At 71.3% G+C, this 15,288-nt stretch carries 16 protein-coding genes and 1 pseudogene; 5 read left to right on the plus strand and 12 right to left on the minus strand.

What is annotated here, in order from left to right; all coding sequences use genetic code 11:
• The 9 genes and pseudogenes from CCN29_RS28090 to CCN29_RS28130 form a co-directional block, all read right to left on the minus strand.
• Positions 1 to 1,130: alpha-amylase family glycosyl hydrolase (locus CCN29_RS28090; RefSeq protein ID WP_442538524.1), on the minus strand; the 1,130-nt coding region annotated here is incomplete at its 3' end.
• A 37-nt stretch (positions 1,131 to 1,167) separates the two neighbouring features.
• The gene (locus CCN29_RS28095) at positions 1,168 to 2,034 is read right to left on the minus strand and encodes a carbohydrate ABC transporter permease (RefSeq protein ID WP_006129873.1); all 867 of its coding nucleotides are present in this window, start codon (positions 2,032 to 2,034) and stop codon (positions 1,168 to 1,170) included.
• Positions 2,031 to 2,981, minus strand: a complete 951-nt coding sequence (locus CCN29_RS28100; RefSeq protein WP_086685400.1) for a carbohydrate ABC transporter permease — start codon at positions 2,979 to 2,981, stop codon at positions 2,031 to 2,033. The genes CCN29_RS28095 and CCN29_RS28100 overlap by 4 nt, the downstream gene beginning before the upstream one ends.
• A 3-nt stretch (positions 2,982 to 2,984) precedes the next feature.
• On the minus strand, positions 2,985 to 4,328 hold the full coding sequence (locus CCN29_RS28105) for an ABC transporter substrate-binding protein (protein ID WP_031064426.1): 1,344 nt from the start codon (positions 4,326 to 4,328) through the stop codon (positions 2,985 to 2,987).
• Positions 4,329 to 4,464: 136 nt separating this feature from the next.
• Positions 4,465 to 5,463 (minus strand): LacI family DNA-binding transcriptional regulator, encoded by a 999-nt coding sequence (locus CCN29_RS28110; protein WP_031022609.1) that lies wholly within the window; start codon positions 5,461 to 5,463, stop codon positions 4,465 to 4,467.
• A 58-nt stretch (positions 5,464 to 5,521) separates the two neighbouring features.
• A pseudogene (locus CCN29_RS28115) lies at positions 5,522 to 6,165 on the minus strand (GntR family transcriptional regulator).
• Between the two features lie 21 nt (positions 6,166 to 6,186).
• Positions 6,187 to 6,738 carry a hypothetical protein gene (locus CCN29_RS28120; RefSeq protein ID WP_086685401.1) on the minus strand — a complete coding sequence of 184 codons (552 nt, stop codon included), beginning with the start codon at positions 6,736 to 6,738 and terminating at the stop codon, positions 6,187 to 6,189.
• Between the two features lie 120 nt (positions 6,739 to 6,858).
• Positions 6,859 to 7,533 carry an NUDIX domain-containing protein gene (locus CCN29_RS28125; RefSeq protein WP_006129867.1) on the minus strand — a complete coding sequence of 225 codons (675 nt, stop codon included), beginning with the start codon at positions 7,531 to 7,533 and terminating at the stop codon, positions 6,859 to 6,861.
• Positions 7,530 to 7,883 carry a DUF4406 domain-containing protein gene (locus CCN29_RS28130; protein ID WP_086685403.1) on the minus strand — a complete coding sequence of 118 codons (354 nt, stop codon included), beginning with the start codon at positions 7,881 to 7,883 and terminating at the stop codon, positions 7,530 to 7,532. Before CCN29_RS28130 ends, CCN29_RS28125 begins: the two co-directional genes overlap by 4 nt.
• Positions 7,884 to 8,372: 489 nt before the next feature.
• On the opposite strand from CCN29_RS28130, the gene CCN29_RS28135 reads away from it, so the two are divergent.
• On the plus strand, positions 8,373 to 9,626 hold the full coding sequence (locus CCN29_RS28135; protein WP_086685405.1) for an MFS transporter: 1,254 nt from the start codon (positions 8,373 to 8,375) through the stop codon (positions 9,624 to 9,626).
• Between the two features lie 342 nt (positions 9,627 to 9,968).
• On the opposite strand, the gene CCN29_RS28140 is transcribed toward CCN29_RS28135, so the two are convergent.
• Positions 9,969 to 10,628, minus strand: coding sequence for an MmyB family transcriptional regulator (locus CCN29_RS28140; RefSeq protein ID WP_006129864.1), 660 nt, complete (start codon positions 10,626 to 10,628; stop codon positions 9,969 to 9,971).
• Between the two features lie 222 nt (positions 10,629 to 10,850).
• Between CCN29_RS28140 and CCN29_RS28145 the strand changes: the two genes are divergently transcribed.
• The 3 genes from CCN29_RS28145 (at position 10,851) to CCN29_RS28155 (ending at position 12,501) form a co-directional block, all read left to right on the plus strand.
• Positions 10,851 to 11,504, plus strand: coding sequence for a helix-turn-helix domain-containing protein (locus tag CCN29_RS28145; protein WP_086685407.1), 654 nt, complete (start codon positions 10,851 to 10,853; stop codon positions 11,502 to 11,504).
• A gap of 31 nt (positions 11,505 to 11,535) precedes the next feature.
• Complete coding sequence (locus CCN29_RS28150; RefSeq protein WP_086685409.1) at positions 11,536 to 12,081, plus strand: toxin-antitoxin system, toxin component; 546 nt, start codon at positions 11,536 to 11,538, stop codon at positions 12,079 to 12,081.
• Positions 12,082 to 12,252: 171 nt separating this feature from the next.
• Positions 12,253 to 12,501: a hypothetical protein gene (locus tag CCN29_RS28155; RefSeq protein ID WP_086685411.1), complete on the plus strand. Its 249-nt coding sequence runs from the start codon at positions 12,253 to 12,255 to the stop codon at positions 12,499 to 12,501.
• Positions 12,502 to 12,749: 248 nt separating this feature from the next.
• On the opposite strand, the gene CCN29_RS28160 is transcribed toward CCN29_RS28155, so the two are convergent.
• Positions 12,750 to 13,409, minus strand: coding sequence for a 4'-phosphopantetheinyl transferase family protein (locus CCN29_RS28160; RefSeq protein WP_006129860.1), 660 nt, complete (start codon positions 13,407 to 13,409; stop codon positions 12,750 to 12,752).
• Complete coding sequence (locus CCN29_RS28165) at positions 13,406 to 14,263, minus strand: metallophosphoesterase family protein (RefSeq protein WP_086685413.1); 858 nt, start codon at positions 14,261 to 14,263, stop codon at positions 13,406 to 13,408. Before CCN29_RS28165 ends, CCN29_RS28160 begins: the two co-directional genes overlap by 4 nt.
• A gap of 235 nt (positions 14,264 to 14,498) precedes the next feature.
• On the opposite strand from CCN29_RS28165, the gene CCN29_RS28170 reads away from it, so the two are divergent.
• Positions 14,499 to 15,288: ATP-grasp domain-containing protein (locus CCN29_RS28170; RefSeq protein ID WP_086685415.1), on the plus strand; the 790-nt coding region annotated here is incomplete at its 3' end.

Raw genomic sequence — 15,288 nt, forward strand, 5'->3', positions numbered from 1 at the left:
AGGCCGAGTTCCTCGCCCTGGTAGACGTAGACCGCGCCGGGCAGGGCGAGGGAGAGCAGGGCGGCGGCGCGGGCCCGGCGGGTGCCGAGGTCCAGGTCGGTGGGGGTGCCGAAGGCCTTGGTGGCGAAGTCGAAGCCGGTGTCGGCGCGGCCGTAGCGGGTGACGGTGCGGGTGACGTCGTGGTTGCACAGCACCCAGGTGGCGGGGGCGCCGACGGGGGCGTGCTCGGCGAGGGTGTCGTCGATGGAGCGGCGCAGCCGGGCGGCGTCCCACGGGCAGGTCATGAAGGAGAAGTTGAACGCGGTGTGCAGTTCGTCGGGGCGCAGGTAGCGGGCGAAGCGTTCGGTGTCGGGCAGCCAGACCTCGCCGACGAAGACGGCGCCGTACTCGTCGGCGACGGCCCGCCAGGCGCGGTAGACGTCGTGGAGTTCGTCGCGGTCGACGTAGGGGTGCGGGTCGCGGCCCTCGGTGAAGTCGGGCAGTCCGGGGTCCTTGGCGAGCAGGGCGGCGGAGTCGATGCGAACGCCGGCGACGCCCCGGTCGAACCAGAAGCGCAGGATGTCCTCGTGCTCCTGGCGGACGGCGGGGTGGGCCCAGTTGAGGTCGGGCTGCTCGGGGGCGAACAGGTGCAGGTACCAGTCGCCGTCGGGGAGCCTCGTCCAGGCGGGACCTCCGAACTCGGACGTCCAGTCGTTGGGCGGGAGTTCGCCGTGGTCGCCGCGCCCGGGGCGGAAGTGGAACAGCTCCCGTTCGGGGCCGCCGGCGAGGGCCGCCCGGAACCAGGGGTGCTGGTCGGAGACGTGGTTGGGCACGATGTCGACGATGGTGCGGATGCCCAGCTCCCGTGCCTCGGCGATGAGTTTCTCCGCCTCGGCGAGCGTGCCGAAGGCCGGGTCGATCGCCCGGTAGTCGGCGACGTCGTAGCCGCCGTCCTTCATCGGGGACCGGTACCAGGGGTTGAACCACAGGGCGTCGACGCCCAGTTCGGCGAGGTAGGGCAGGCGGGCGCGGACGCCGGCCAGGTCGCCGGTGCCGTCGCCGTCGCCGTCGGCGAAGCTGCGGACGTACACCTGGTAGATGACGGCGGAGCGCCACCAGCCGTCGTCGGTGGCAGGGGTGGGCTGTCCCACGTGGGTGCCTTTCTCTTCTGTGGACGGGGGTCCGGTGTCAGCCCTTGGTGCTGCCCGCGCCGATCCCGGCGATGATGTGTCGCTGGAAGACGAGGAACAGCGCGACCATGGGGATGCTGGCGATGACCATCGCGGCGATGAGCACGGTCAGCTGGACGTTCTGCGACAGCTGCACGAGGGCCACGCCGATGGGCTGCTTGTCGGTGTCGGAGAAGACCATCAGCGGCCACAGGAAGTCCTGCCAGACGGCGACCAGCGCGAAGATCGACACCACGCCGAGCACCGGGCGGGACATGGGCAGCACGATGGACCACAGGGTGCGCAGCTTCCCCGCGCCGTCGATCTCGGCGGCCTCCAGGACGTCCCTGGGCAGCTGGTCGAAGAACCGCTTGAGCAGGTACAGGTTGAAGGCGTTGGCCACGGCCGGCAGCCAGATGGCGAGCGGGTCGTTGAGCAGGCCGAGGTCCGCGACGGTGAGGTACTTCGGTACGACGAGGGCCTGGGCGGGGACCATCAGGGTGGCGAGGATGCCGCCGAGGACCAGCTTGCCGAAGGCGGGCCGGAGTCTGGACAGGGCGTAGGCGGCGGCCGTGCAGAACACCAGCTGGAAGGCCCAGGCGCCGGCCGCCTGCACCACCGTGTTCCACAGGTGGGCGGGCAGCTGCATCAGTTCCCAGGCGTCGGTGTACCCGGCGGTGCTCAAGTTGTCGGGGACGAGGGTGGGCGGGGTGCGGGCCACCTCGTCCGGTGACTTCATGGCGCCGGTGACCATCCAGTACACCGGGAACAGGAACGCCAGCGCGAAGAGCACGACGACGCCGGTGAAGACGGTCCAGTAGACGGCCTTGCCGCGGGGGCGGGCCAGGACGGCCGGGGAGACGAGGGTGCGGGTGCTGCTGCTCATGCGGCCTCCTCTCCGGAGCGGGTGAGGCGGAGGTAGACGGCGGAGAACGCGCCGAGCAGGGCGAGCAGCATGACGCTGAGCGCGCAGGCGCCGCCGAAGTCGTTGTAGAGGAAGGCGTACTTGTAGATGAGGTAGAGGACGGTGACGGTGGCGTTCTCCGGTCCGCCCCCGGTGATCACGAACGGTTCGGTGAACACCTGCATGGTGGCGATGATCTGGAGGAGCATCAGCATGAGGATCACGAACCGGGTCTGCGGGACCGTGACGTGGCGGATACGCTGGAGCAGGTTCGCGCCGTCGAGTTCTGCGGCCTCGTACAGCTCGCCGGGGACGGCCTGGAGGGCGGCGAGGTAGATGAGCACGGTGCCGCCCATGTTGGCCCAGGTGGCCACGATCACCAGGGACACCAGGGCCGTGTCGGCGCCGTTGGACCAGTTCGAGGTCGGCAGGTGCAGGAAGCGCAGCGCCTCGTTGGCGAGGCCGGCGCCCGGGTCGTAGAACCACTTCCACAGCAGGGCGCTCACCACGGGCGGGATCATCACCGGCAGGTAGACGACGACCCGGAAGAACGCCTTGGCGTGGCGCAGTTCGTTGAGGACGAGGGCCAGCAGGAAGGGGATCGCGAAGCCGATCAGCAGGGCGAGCAGGGTGAAGGTGAGCGTGTTGCGCCAGGCGTCGGCGAACTCGGGGTCCTGCCAGACGCGGGTGAAGTTGGCGGTGCCGACCCATTCGGGGTCCGAGCCGGGCGTGTACTTCTGGAAGGCGATCACGACGGCGCGGATCGCCGGGTACCAGGAGAACAGCGCGAAGCAGATGAGTCCGCCGAGGAGGAAGCCGTACGCGCGCAGGTGGTCGGTGAGGCGGCGCCGCCTCCGGTCCCCCGCCGGGGACGGCGCCTTCACCGGACGGACCCGCACGGCGGGCGGCCGTTCGACCGTCTTCGTCACCGGTCAGCTCCGCGCCAGGATGCCGTCGATCTTGCCGGAGGCGTCCTTCAGCAGCTGGTCGATGTCCGCGTCCTCCTTGGTGAGGACGGCGGAGACCACGCCGTCGAGGACGGAGTAGAGCTGCTGGGCGTGCGGCGGCTCGATCTTCATCTCCAGCTGCTGGTTGCCGTCGAGGAACGCCTTGTAGTTCTCCACGGGGACGTTGGCGTTGGCCTGCTTGACCTGCTGGTCCTTGGTGTCGGCGGCGCCGGTGAACAGGCGCGGTTCGGGCAGGCCGACGGGGGCGTCGTGCTGCTTGGCGCGGGCGTAGTCGCCGAGGAAGCCGTCGCCGGGGGTGAGGAACATGTGGTCGAGCCACTTGAGGCCGGCGCGGATCTGCTCGGGGGTGGCGTTCTTGTTGAACATGTAGCCGTCGCCGCCGACGAGGGTGGCCTTGCCGCCGGGCATGGGGGCGATGGCGATGTTCTCGTACTTCGCGCCCTTCTCCTTGACCAGGATCGGGATGTTGTCGGGGGCGGCGAGGTACATGCCGAGCTTGCCGGAGCCCATCATCTGCTGGGCGTCGTTGATGACGAGCAGCTGCTTGCTGCCCATCGACTCGTCCTTCCACCGCATGTCGTGGAGGGTCTGGAGGACGGCGCGCGCCTCGGGGGTGTCGACGGTGGCCTTCGTGCCGTCGGCGCTCACCACGTCGCCGCCCTGGGAGTACAGCTCGGCGGTGAAGTGCCAGCCGCCCTGGTTCTGGGCGCTGTAGTCGGCGTAGCCGACGACGCCGTCGCCGAGCGCCGAGATCTTCCTGGCGGCGGTGCGGACCTCGTCCCAGGTGGCGGGCGGCCGGTCGGGGTCGAGGCCTGCCTGCTCGAACAGCTCCCGGTTGTAGATCAGACCCATGGAGTAGCCGGTGCGGGGGATGCCGTAGATCTTGCCGTCGACGGTGTAGATGTCCCGCAGCTGCTGCTGGACGGTGCCGTAGCTCTTGAGTTCCTTGACGTACGGGGTGAGGTCGGCGGCCTGCTTGATGTCCACGACGTGCCGGGCGTCGGTGAAGTACGTGTAGAACACGTCCTCCATCTGGCCGCCGGCGAGCTTGGCGTCGAACGTCTTGGGGTCCTGGCAGGGGAACGCGTCGTGCGGGACGACGTCGATGTCCGGGTTCTTCTTCTCGAAGGCGGCGATCTCCTCCTCGAAGAACTGGCGGTCGACCTTGGCGCTCTTGGGCGGCATGCAGTTGACGGTGAGCCGCGTCGTGCCGTCGGCGGCGTCGTCGCCGTCCGAGCCGCAGGCCGTCAGCGCGAGGGCGCCGACGCCGAGCGCGACGAGGGTACGGCGGATCCCGGTGCTTCTCATCGGTGGACCCCTTACGGGACAGGAGTGAGTGAACCCCTCGGAACAGGAGCGGTGGGCGGGGCACACTCAAGCACCGACGACAACGGCTCGCAAGATGTCGCGCGGAATTTGGAATTATTCGACAGCTGAGGGACGGTCAGTCGCGCGGCGCCTGCCCGGTCGAGCCGCGCACCACCAACTCCGGTTCGAACAGCAGCTCTTCGGGAGCCACCGTGCTGCCGCTGATCTGCGCGTTGAGCAGCTCCACCACCGCCTTGCCCATGGCCTCGATGGGCTGGCGCACGGTGGTGAGCGGGGGTTCGGTGCAGTTCATCAGCGCGGAGTCGTCGTAGCCGACGACGGAGATCTGCCCGGGTACGTCGAGCCCCTTGCGCCGGGCGGCGCGTACGACGCCGAGGGCGAGGGGGTCGCTGGCGCAGATGAAGCCGGTGACGCCCCGGTCGATGAGCCGGGCGGCCGCCGCGTGACCGCCCTCGATGGAGAACATGGCGCGGGCCACGTGCTCCTCGGGCACCTCGCCGGCCACCGCCCGCGCGGCCGCCAGCTTGCGCGCCGACGGCATGTGGTCGCCGGGGCCGAGCACCAGGCCGATGCGCTCGTGGCCGAGCGAGGCGAGATGACGCCAGGCCTGCTCCACGGCCACGGCGTCGTCGCACGACACGGCGGGGAAGCCGAGGTGCTCGATGGCCGCGTTGACGAGGACGACGGGGATCTTCCGCTCGGCGAGCCGGCGGTAGTGGTCGTGCGGCGCGTCGGCCTGGGCGTACAGGCCGCCCGCGAACACCACGCCGGACACCTGCTGCTGGAGCAGCAGGTCCACGTAGTCCGCCTCGGAGACCCCGCCGCGGGTCTGGGTGCACAACACGGGGGTCAGGCCGAGCTGGGCCAGCGCACCCCCGATGACCTCGGCGAAGGCGGGGAAGATCGGGTTCTGCAGCTCGGGCAGGACCAGGCCGACCAGCCGGGCGCGCTCGCCGCGCAGCTGGGTCGGCCGCTCGTAGCCGAGCACGTCGAGGGCGGACAGCACCGCCTGCCGGGTGGCCTCGGAGACTCCCGGCTTGCCGTTGAGCACCCGGCTGACCGTGGCCTCGCTGACCCCGACCTTCTTCGCCACCACAGCAAGTCGTCGCGTCATGCCCGCAAGCGTAGCGCAAGAAACGCAAGAAGCTTGCGTTTCTGCGCAAAAAGCAGGGTCAGTGCGCTGCCCACAGTCCCCGGACATGCCCGAGGTGACGGGTCATCACCGCGCGTACGGCCTCGGCGTCACGGGCGAAGCGCGTCGAGGAGTCGAGGAGTCGAGGTGCTCCTCGGCCGACGCCCGCAGCCGCCCCTGCTCCGCCAGCGCGGTCAGCCCGTACAGCCGGGACCGGCGGCGCAGGTCCCGGACCACCTCGACGAGATGGGCGTTCCCGGCGAGCGCCAGCAGCCCGAGATGGAAGCGCTGGTCGGCGTCGATGTACGCGACGAGGTCCCCGGCCGTGGCGGCCGCGACGATCTCCTCGGCGACGGGCCGCAGTCCGGCGAGCGCCATCGGATCGGCCGTGCCGGCCAGCGCCGCCGTCGTCAGGATCCCGATCAGGGCGCGTACGTGCGTGTACTCGTCGAGCTGTCGCTCGGACACGGCGGTGACCCGGTACCCCTTGTCGGGGACGACGTCGACCAGGCCCTCCTTGGCGAGGTCGAGCAGCGCCTCGCGCACGGGGGTGGCGGAGACGCCGAAGCGGGTGGCGAGCCCCGGCGCCGAGTACACCTCACCGGGCCGCAGCTCACCGGCGATCAGCGCTCGCAGGGCGTCCGAGTTCTCCTTCGGGCGGCGGGCCGGACGTCGGCGGCGCACCGCGCTCGACGGGCCGGTCGGTCACTCGGCGGTGCTGTCCGGACGCCATGTCGCGAGCCTGTAGGCGAAGGCCTCCCCGCACGTGAGCTCCACCTGCTGCCCCATCGTCCGCACCGTCACGCCGGCCCGCAGCGGATAGTTCCAACCCTTGGTCACCACTTGGCCGAACGGCTCGTCGTACACCTCGTGAACGCGTTTCGGCGACCCGGACCGCACGTAGGCGCCACTGACCACGACCGTCTGCGCGGTGCCCGAGGTCTCCGAGTCGAGGACGAACTCCCGTCTGATGCGGCCCCTGTCGAAGAGGCCCGCCCCGGTCTCCCCTCCCCGGACGTATTCGTCGTCCGGCGTCCGCACGCTCACGGCGGCGTGCGTCCCGAACACGTCGTTGTCGTAGAGGTCGACCACCACGTCGACCCCGTACCCCGTGCCCGTACACGCGAGCACGTGTCCCTTCTCCCGGGTGACGGTGAGGGTCTGTGTGTCGGGGGAAGCGTTCGCGACGGCCGGGAGTGCCAGTACGGCGGCCGTGGCCGCTCCGAGCACCGCGGCCACGAGCGTGCGACAGGTCATTTCGTCTCCTCGCGGAATGTGAGTCGTGGAACGGGAAGAACAGCGAATCATGTTCGGATGGATGAGTGGATGTCCGCTTCAGGACTACTTGCTGAGCAGCAAGGCTGTCCGGATGCCGGGTCACGCAGGGCGGCTGATGCCCTTGAAGGGGCCGTCCAGAGCGGCCCACTGCAGGAGCATGATCGTCTTGGCGTCGGCGATCTCTCCTCTGCGGATCATGGCGAGGGCCGTGGAGAAGGGGAGTTCCAGGACCTCGATGTCCTCGCCCTCGTCGGCCACTCCTCGCATGTCCCCCGGCTGAGCGGTGGTGCTCTCGTAGGGGGCGGCGAAGAAGTGCAGGCGCTCGGTGACCGAGCCGGGACTCATGTAGACGTCGAAGACGTGCTCGACCTCGCCGATCCTCCGGCCCGTCTCCTCGGCCGCCTCCCTGCGGACCGCCTCCTCGGCCGAGTCACCGTCCAGGAGGCCGGCCGCTGCCTCGATCAGCATTCCGTCCGGATGGCCGTTGACGTAGGCCGGCAACCGGAACTGCCGGGTCAGCAGTACGGTGCCGCGGGCGACGTCGTGGAGCAGGAGGGTGGCTCCGTCGCCACGATCGTAGGTCTCGCGCTGTTCCCGGCTCCAGTGCCCGTCGCCGTGCCGGTAGTCGAAAGTCGTCTTGCGCAGGACGGACCAGTCGCACGACAGAACCTGCACGTCGAGGATGCGCACCCGCGGGTTACCGGTCAGATCGCGGCCGTGCTGGCCGAGACCGGTACGGCCGCGTCGGTCGGGTACGTCGATCCCCGCCGTCACCGGGCGGCCGGGATGTCGTCGAGGCTGGTGTAGACGTCCTTGCCCCAGGCTCGCGCCCGGCCGACCATCAGGTCAGCACCCTCGGACGGCCCACCGATGCGCAGGACGGCGTCGCGGCGGAGGAGGAGCTGCTCGGCGAGGGGGTGGAACATCTCCTCATAGACGGCATCGCCGGGGCCGGTACTGCCGGCGGTCTCCAGCAGCGGGAGGGCGAGTGCCTCGCCGGTGACTCCGAGGTGACCGGCACGGAAGAGCGCCAGGGCGGCCACGTTCATGGCCCGGACGTTCGCCTCCAGCTTGCGCGGGTCGTCACCGGTGCCCGATCGGTACGGTCCGGCGACGAGGATCATCAAGGGATGCGCAGGGGAATTCACAGGGTGTCTCCTTCACGAGATCCGAAGCGGTCCGGGCTCCGACGGGTAAAGCCCGTCGGAGCCCGGACCGACCGCGGAGGTCAGGTTCCATCGGCCGGCGTTGCCCGTAACCATTTCTAACACAGCTGTGTTCGCTTGACCATCCTGATGTTCGGTAGCTCACCATTTCGATGCGCCCCACGGAGGGACCTCATCGAGCTCACACCACGCAAAGCCCCTTCACACCGCAGGGCACCGAGGCGAGTCGTCACAGCGTCGAGGGCAACGCGCCTCACACGATCCAGTCACCTGCATGTTCATACGAACATGCAATGTGCGTTACTGTTACGGTGTGACTGCGGTCCCGACAGTGCGCCCGTCGCACCGGACCAGCCCAGGAGGCGCCGCCCGGCGACGCGTCTCGAGACGCGGCACCAGGTCGGCGCCCCGCACTCACGGCTACGGCCACCCCGTAAGGACACCTCTGTGACGACCTCCGCACACGACTCTTCCACCGACGCGCCGCCGCACTCCGCCACGCAGCGCCGCGTCCTGACCGTCCTGGTCGCCTCCCAGATCCTCAGCGGCGCCGGACTCGCCGCGGGCATCACCGTCGGCGCCCTGCTCGCGCAGGACATGCTCGGCTCGACCGACCTCGCCGGTCTGCCGACCGCCTTGTTCACCGCGGGATCCGCGCTCGCCGCGGTGGGCGTCGGACGCGTCTCCCACTCCCGGGGCCGCCGACCGGGCCTGGCAGCCGGGTACCTCACCGGCGCGGTCGGCTCGGCCGGCGTCGTCGCGGCCGCAGCCGTCGGCAGTGCCGTGCTCCTGTTCACCGCCCTGCTCGTCTACGGGGCCGGAACGGCCACCAACCTCCAGGCCCGGTACGCCGGAGCAGACCTGGCCGCTCCCGCTCATCGTGCCCGGGCCGTCTCGACGGTCCTGGTCGCCACCACGCTCGGCGGCGTCGTCGGCCCCACGCTCGCCGCGCCCGCCGGCGTCCTCGCCGACGCCCTGGGCATACCAACGCTCGCCGGGCCGTTCCTCCTCTCCGGCGCCGCCTACGGTCTTGCCGCCCTCGTCCTGCTCGTCCGGCTCCGTCCCGACCCCCTGCTCCTCGCCCGTCGTCTCGAAGCGGAGAGACACGCGGCCGGCGCCGCCACCACCGCCCAAGCGCCGGACTCCAGCCGCGGACCGGGCCTCGTCCTCGGCACCCTCACGATGATCGTGGCCCAACTCGTCATGGTCGCCGTGATGACGATGACGCCGGTGCACATGCACGACCACGGTCACTCCACGGTTGCCTCGGGCCTCGTGATCGGCATCCACGTCGGGGCGATGTACCTGCCGTCGCCTGTGACGGGCTGGCTCGTCGACCGGTACGGCCGCAGGACCGTCGCCGCAGCCGCCGGCCTCACCCTGCTGGCCGCCGGCTGCACCGCGGCCGCTGCCCCGGCGCACTCCGTCGTCCTCCTCGCCCTGGCGCTGGCCCTCCTCGGCCTCGGCTGGAACTTCGGCCTCGTCTCCGGGACGGCCATGATCACCGACGCTCTGCCGCCGGCCACCCGTGCCAAAGCACAGGGCATGGCCGACGTCTCCGTCGCTGTCGCGGGAGCCACCGGCGGGCTCGCCTCCGGAGTCGTCGTCTCCGCCGGCAGTTTCCCGGTCCTCGCCCTCGCCTCCGGCATCCTCGCCCTTGCCATCCTCCCGGCCGTCGCCGCCACCGCGGCCGGCAGATGAGTCAGCCGCGCGCACGTCGGCCGTCACAGGCGGGTTCCTACGCGCGCAGCGTGTGCGGGGCCCGGTCGTGGTTCCGACGGAGTGCCGCCATGCTCCCTCCAGGCACCGCGGATCAGCTCCCCCGCCGGGCTTCAAGGCAGGGCGCTGCTCATCCCGGTCTTCTGCCTCATCGGGGAATGATCAACATCGGTGAAACGCCCCCGCAGTTGGCATCCGCCCACGGTTGACGACGACCGCGGGTCACCCAGGGCGACGAGAACACCGTGGGCGAGGCCGGTTTCGCTGGTGGTGCCCGGGCCGGGGTGGCGCAACGGGCGCGCAGGTTGGGGCGTTCGGCGGGGATCAGTCGGCGGCGGGGACCACGCGCAGGTGGGAGGCGGCCCGGCGTCCCTTGCGGTCGCGGCCGGCGGGGCGGGGCGTCTCCCGCGGGACGAACGTCACCCGGCGGCACCCCATCTCGTCGAGGACGGAGGTGGTCTCCACCAGCAGACGGCACTCCGTGGCGCCCCAGCGCGGGTCCGGGTGCAGCAACGGGCGTACGGAGCCGTCGTGTTCGGCGGCCCGCTCGCCCACGGCGCGCAGCCAGTGCGGCAGCCCGTGCCGGTAGGCGGCGTCCATGATCGGGTCCTGGGCGATGTCGCGCCGCACCGCGTGCAGCACGGGGTCGTGGGCGTGCCGCTCGGCGGCGGCGGAGAGGTCCGCCAGCATGGGCAGGCACCAGCTCGCCTCGTGGTCGCCCAGCACCGTGGCGGCGTCCGGGTGGAACAGCACGAACCGGAGGAAGTTGGCGCCGGGGTGGGCCGTCGGATGCGGCTCGACGCCCTGGAAAAGTGTCCGGAAGGCGCCGTTGGTGAGCAGGACGTCCCACCGGTGGTCCACGACCAGCGACGGGAAGGGTACGGAGTCCAGCAGGACGGCGTAGTCCCGCAGATAGGCCTGGGCCTCGGGAGTCCCGAGGCCGGGCGGCGGTGCCGGCCGCTGCCCTCCTGCCTGATGTGCCATCGGGAGGTCACCCCTCTTGCCTGTGCGGCCCTGACGCGGTGCCCGATCCTGCTGCCCGCAGCCCGGGCATGTCAACTATCGTGGCATTCAGCGCCGATGGACGGCCGAAATTGGCCACAGTTGTGGCGAGACCTGGATGCAAGTTCGATACACCGGCTAGTCTCCGTGAGGTTCACGGCAATCGCTTGTGAGAAGCCTGTGAGAGACGTAGGAGATCTTTCGGTGACGGGTGGCTTCGAGGGTCCGGGCACCGCGCCGACGAACGCGCTGCCCGCCGTCGTCGCCCGCGTCACCGCACTCGCCGACCGGCTCGGCGTGGCGCACGGCGAGGTCTTCGACGTGGGCCGGCTGTCCGTGGCGTCCGGTGTCCCGGAGCCCGTGGTGAAGGCGCTGCTGAGCGGACAGCCCGCGGGTGAGCCCGATGTGCAGGCGCGTTTCCTCCAGCGGCTGGACCTGCTGCGCCGTACGCGGCTGAAGCCGAACGGGCGCAAGTACACGCAGCAGGAGATCGCCGACGGCGCGGGCATGTCCCGGCAGCAGGCCGGCGCCCTCATCAACGGCGACCGGCGGCCCACCATGGAGCACTGCGACGCCCTCCAGCGGTTCTTCCGGGTGCACGCCGGCTTCCTCACCGCCGAGGACCCGGAGGCGCTGGCGAGCGCCCTCCAGCACACCGAGCAGGAGCTGCTCCAGAAGCTCGCGGAGCGGGAGTCGGCCGCACCGGCCGACGACCCGCTGGAGCGGCTGCTCCAGGACCACGGGGTGCGGGGCATCGCCTGGCGGGCCGCGCAGCTGCCCACCGACCAGCACCGCGACAAGGTCGCGGAATGGCTGGACATGCTCCTGGAGAGCGTCCAGCGGCGGCCCAAGTCGTGACTCGGGGGGAACTGTGGGCATCGGCAGGGAAATGCGCCGCCTGTGCGGCGAGTTGGTCACGGAGCTGACGCTTCCCGTCCCGGCGCGGCCCGCCGATCTCTACGCCGCCCTGTGCGAGGCGATGAGCCGGCGCCGCGGGCGGCCCGTGCTGTTCCGCACGGCGGCCTTCCCTCCGGGCACCGCGAGCGGGCTGTGGCTCGACATGGCGGACCAGGACCTCGTCGTGGTCGAGGAACGCACCGCTGCCGACCACCAGTTGGTGATCCTGGGCCACGAGCTGTGGCACATGAAGGCCGGCCACTGCGGTCACCCCGTGGCGGGCTCGGGCGCGGAGGTCGCGACCCGGTTGGGGGGCGCGTCCCTCGACGACGACGCGCTGCGGGCGACGGTGCTGCGGGTCGCCGCGCGCACCCGGTTCGACCTCGCGGAGGAGAAGGAGGCCGAGGCGTTCGGGCTGCTGCTCGCGAGCAAGTGCCGGGCGTATCTGGCGGGTTCGTCGCTGCGGGGGCCGGTGCAGCGTGACCATCTGGCAGGGCGGATCGGGGCGTCGCTGGGGTATCTGGGGCCGCAGAGCTGAGCCCTTCCGGGCAGGTCGCGGGGTGTGCGGCGGGCGAACGGGGCGGCGGCCCGGGCCGATTGTCAGTGGTGGGCGGCAAGCTGGTGGTGCGCCCCCGTTTGTGCCGGGGGTGCGGGGACTCATGACGACCCATGGCGACCCACACGACGACGACACGGGGAGAGCCGAGCGATGCCCACCGCCGTACTGACCGACCGCGAGCGCACCGCCGTCCAGGCCTATCTCAGACTGCTGCACACGGTGCGGGCCGCCTTCGCAGGCGACGACCACGGGTGCGGCCCTGCGGAACCACCTGCTGTACCGCCGGCGGTTCCGCCTTCCGTACTCGCCGAGGCGGAGGCCGCGTTGGAGGGGGCGGGGCTGGCGGGGAACGAGGAGGAGTTCTTCCGGATGGTGCGGGAGTGGCATCCCGGGGCGTAAGGTCGCCGCTCGGGCGCGGCACGCTGTGGTGCGGTGCGGGTCGCGCCCGGGGGCGGGGGGGGATGCAGCCGCCTGCGGGCCGGTAGGGGCTGGTCGCGCAGTTCCCCGCGCCCCTGGGGGCGTTGCGGTCAGCCGTGCGGGATGACCACCGCCGTTGCCAACACGGTGGACGTGGTGGTCCACCGCAGCCGCCTGTGGGCCGGTGGGGGTTGCGCGCGCAGTTCCCCGCGCCCCTGAGGGCGTTGCAGTCAGCCGTGCGGGATGACCACTGCTGTTGCCAGGACGGTGGGTGTGGTGGTCCAGGTGCCGGTGAAGTGGTCCAGTCGGCGGGCCGAGACGACGGGGCCGGGGACCAGGAGGGCCGCGTGGAAGGTGCCGTCCGTGTGGAGGGTGATGTCCGCCTCCGAGAAGTCCAGCCACTTGCGGGTGAGCGGGTACCACGCCTTGTAGACGGACTCCTTGGCGCTGAACAGCAGGCGGTCCCAGTGGACGTCCGGGCGTTCCGCGAGGAGGCGGTGGACGCGGGCCGCCTCCTGCGGCAGGGAGATGGCGGCGAGCACACCGTCGGGAAGCGGGGCGTGCGGCTCGGCGTCGATGCCGAGGGACGCCAGGTCGTCGGTGCGGACCAGTGCGGCGGCGCAGTAGCCCTCGCAGTGGGTCATGCTGCCGGCCAGGCCGGCGGGCCAGACGGGGGCGCCGCGTTCGCCGGAGACGACGGGCGCCGCGGGCACGCCGAGCTTCTCCATGGCACGCCGGGCGCAGGAGCGTGCGGCGGTGAACTCGCGGCGGCGCTTGGGGACCGCGTGGGTGAGGAGGGCCTCCTCCTCGGGGAACAGGGGGGCGTCGACGCCCTCCTCGCCGTAGGCCTCGACGGCGGCCACCGTCGGGGGGAGCAGCTCCTCGATCACCGGGACGTTTCCTCCACGGGCAGGATCCGGCGCAGCCGGCCGGGCGGCGTCTGCCGTACGCGCCATTCGCGTGGGTAGCCCACCGATACCTCCTCGAAGCGGACGCCGTCCTGGAAGGTCGTCCGGGGGATGTGCAGATGACCGTAGACCATGGTCCGCACGGGGTACATACGGTGCCAGTCGTCGGTGAGGACGGTCCCGCACCACATGGCGAACTCGGGGTAGCGCAGCACGTCGGTCGGGTGGCGGTGCAGCGGCCAGTGCGTGACGGGGATCAGGGGGAGGTCCCCGGGGAGTTCCGCGAGGCGCCGTTTCGTCTCGGCGACCCGGGCGCGGCACCAGTCCTCGCGGGTCGGGTACGGGTCGGGGTGCAGCAGGTGCTCGTCGGTGCAGACCACCCCGGTGCCGTACGCGTACTCCAGCCCCTGCTCCTTGGTGGTGCAGCCGGGCGGGAGGAACGAGTAGTCGTACAGGAGGAAGAGGGGCGCAACGGCGACCGGGCCGCCAGGGCCCTCCCAGACCGCGAACGGGTCCTCGGGGGTGAGCACGCCGAGGTCGCGGCACTGCTCGACCAGGTGGTCGTAGCGGGCGACGCCGCGCAGGGTGACGGCGTCACTCGGGTGGGTCCACAGTTCGTGGTTGCCGGGTGTCCAGATCACCCGCGCGAAGCGCCCGGCGAGGGTCTTGAGGGCCCAGCGGATGTCCTCCACCGTCTCCGCGACGTCGCCGGCCACCAGTAGCCAGTCCTCGTCGGACTCGGGCCGCATGCCCTCGACGAGGTCGCGGTTCTCGGCGTAGCCGATGTGCAGATCGCTGATGGCCCACAACTGGGGACCGTCTCCGCCCGTCGCCATCTTGGTCCTTTCAGCAGCAGCCGGACCTCACCACGAGATCACATTCGCCCCGCCGGATCAACCGCCGACCGCCACCCGGGCGTGGTATCAGGACGCGCCTTGTTGGTCGTATGATCTGCCCGACACCACCGCCATGGACACGTCTTTCTCGCACGGCGGTTCGGTGCACCTCCCTACGTCATGCCCGGGCACGGGCCGCTCCGCCCTGCCCGCACACCGTTGAAAGGCGGCCTGCATGGTCTCTCGCGTACGCGTCTGGCTCAACCGCACGTACGCGGAGAACGTGTTCTTCATGGATCAGCTGCGGCGAAATCCCAGCGACCGGGCCGTCGCGATCCACGCCACCCACGGCGACCCCGACTCCCCCGTGCTCGCCGCGGCCGACACGGCCGAGTTGGAGCCGGAGGGGCTGTCCCCGGCGGCGTACGTCGAGTACGCGCTCACCCAGTGCGAGCGGCGCGGGATCGACGTGTTCGTGCCCCGGCTGCACCAGGCGGCGATCGTCGCCCACCGCGCCGAGTTCGAGGCGGCCGGGACCGCGCTGCTGGCGCCGCCGCCCGAGGCGGTGGCCGTGTTCGAGGACAAGGTGGTCGCCTACCAGGCGGTCGAGTCGATCGGTGTGCCGGTGCCGCCGTGGTGGCGGGTCCGGGACGCCGACGAACTCCTCAACGCCGTCGAGGAGTTGGAGCGTCGGGGGTACCGGTCCTGCTTCAAGCCCGCGGCCGGCGCGGGCGGGGTCGGCTTCCGCATGATCACCCGTGAGCCCTTCTCGCTCACCCAGCTGAAGGGCTTCCCCGGCCCGCAGGTCCCGCTCGGTCTGGTGCTGGAGTCCCTGCGGCGGGCCGAGGAGCCGGTCGACTGGCTGGTGATGCCGCGGCTGGAGCAGCCGGAGGTGTCCGTGGACTGTCTCACCGGGCCCGACAACCAGGTCAGGCTGGCGATCGGCCGCACCAAGCACGGCCGCCGCCGGGGGTTCACCCTGCACGAGCAGTGGCTGGAGCCGGCCCGGCGGATCGCGGAGGGCT

Origin of the sequence: Streptomyces pseudogriseolus, from assembly GCA_002154585.1 — a bacterium.
In the GTDB taxonomy this organism is placed as follows: Bacteria; Actinomycetota; Actinomycetes; order Streptomycetales; family Streptomycetaceae; genus Streptomyces; species Streptomyces pseudogriseolus.

What these genes read in the sequence shown, in the direction of transcription:
- CCN29_RS28095 (WP_006129873.1), bottom strand. Translation starts at nt 2,034, where the DNA reads ATGAGCAGCAGCACCCGCACCCTCGTCTCCCCGGCCGTCCTGGCCCGC.
- CCN29_RS28155 (WP_086685411.1), top strand. Translation starts at nt 12,253, where the DNA reads ATGCCCACCGCCGTACTGACCGACCGCGAGCGCACCGCCGTCCAGGCC.
- CCN29_RS28165 (WP_086685413.1), bottom strand. Translation starts at nt 14,263, where the DNA reads ATGGCGACGGGCGGAGACGGTCCCCAGTTGTGGGCCATCAGCGATCTG.
- CCN29_RS28130 (WP_086685403.1), bottom strand. Translation starts at nt 7,883, where the DNA reads ATGATCCTCGTCGCCGGACCGTACCGATCGGGCACCGGTGACGACCCG.
- CCN29_RS28150 (WP_086685409.1), top strand. Translation starts at nt 11,536, where the DNA reads ATGCGCCGCCTGTGCGGCGAGTTGGTCACGGAGCTGACGCTTCCCGTC.
- CCN29_RS28120 (WP_086685401.1), bottom strand. Translation starts at nt 6,738, where the DNA reads ATGACCTGTCGCACGCTCGTGGCCGCGGTGCTCGGAGCGGCCACGGCC.
- CCN29_RS28105 (WP_031064426.1), bottom strand. Translation starts at nt 4,328, where the DNA reads ATGAGAAGCACCGGGATCCGCCGTACCCTCGTCGCGCTCGGCGTCGGC.
- CCN29_RS28140 (WP_006129864.1), bottom strand. Translation starts at nt 10,628, where the DNA reads ATGGCACATCAGGCAGGAGGGCAGCGGCCGGCACCGCCGCCCGGCCTC.
- CCN29_RS28110 (WP_031022609.1), bottom strand. Translation starts at nt 5,463, where the DNA reads ATGACGCGACGACTTGCTGTGGTGGCGAAGAAGGTCGGGGTCAGCGAG.